Genomic DNA, 983 nt, shown 5'->3' with positions numbered 1-983 from the left:
CCGGCTCAGGCTGCATGGCCCGGCGCAGCAGGCGCCGGACGGCCACCGACAGGCGCTCGCGGTCGGCCGCATCGGCGATGACCTCGGCGAGTCCTGGCTCGTCCAGCGCATCGAGCAGTGCCTCCCCGTGCCACTCGCGCTCGAGGAATGCATTGGCGTACTCGCCGAGCCCGAGCCCGTCGAGCCAGACGGCGACCGCCTCGGCGGTGGCAATGGTGGCGAGGGGGTGATGACTCTGGTGCATCCTGCGTTTCCTTGGAGTGTGCCCTGTTACCTCATCAGGCGATGATACCCGAAGAGCTCCAGGCAACTCGATTCTGAAAATGGCCCTTCCGCTCGCGTTCTTGAAGCGAACGAGACGCACAGCGGAGGTAGGCCATGTCAGGTGCAATATCTCCTCTTACATCCTTCTGACTGGCCCTGGGCACGGGCGAGGTGTCTATGTCCCCTTTGCGAACGGTGGCTACAGGGCCGAGCCGTATGGGATCATCGGCGTCAGAGACAACAGGGGCAGGATACTCCATTGGTACGAGCCAGGCCGCCGGTCGCGGGCTCGAGCCCCAGCCGCTGCCTGGCGAGTGTGCCGTCGAGGCGGCTGGCGACGCCGTGGCACAGGCGAGCCGTTTCGCGCATGGGCGCTCGATCTGATCCACGCTCGGCCGCGCCTGTCACGCGCGGCCCGTACCGACGCATAGGGAGAGAACAGCATGCAGGATCTGGACACACGCGAGGGCTTGTGCCATTGGCTGGCGGGACTGCGCCTGGATCACCTGGCCGATACCTTCTTCGCTGAGGGCTGGCATGGCGCGCGTCTCGCCGAGCTGACCCGCGAGGACCTGGCGGACCTGTCCGTCCCCAAGGACCAGCGCGGCGGCGTCATGCTGGCGGTCGAGGCCCTGCGCAGCGGCGATGCCCCGCCGACCCTGGCGGATGAGCGGGCGCCGGACTATGCCCCCGCGCTCGCCGCGCGGCCATCGCCGACT

At 68.3% G+C, this 983-nt stretch carries 2 protein-coding genes; one reads left to right on the top strand and one right to left on the bottom strand.

The genetic code is table 11. The features are described from left to right. Positions 1-244: SAM domain-containing protein (locus tag THIDRDRAFT_RS23300; RefSeq protein WP_007043412.1), on the bottom strand; the 244-nt coding region annotated here is incomplete at its 3' end. A gap of 463 nt (positions 245-707) precedes the next feature. On the opposite strand from THIDRDRAFT_RS23300, the gene THIDRDRAFT_RS23295 reads away from it, so the two are divergent. Next, on the top strand, positions 708-983 hold a 276-nt coding region (locus THIDRDRAFT_RS23295), incomplete at its 3' end, for an SAM domain-containing protein (protein ID WP_007043411.1).

Source organism: Thiorhodococcus drewsii AZ1, assembly GCF_000224065.1.
Lineage (GTDB): Bacteria > Pseudomonadota > Gammaproteobacteria > Chromatiales > Chromatiaceae > Imhoffiella > Imhoffiella drewsii.
The sequence above is the reverse complement of the archived record's forward strand: the minus strand, read 5'-3'. Positions and strand labels throughout refer to the sequence as shown.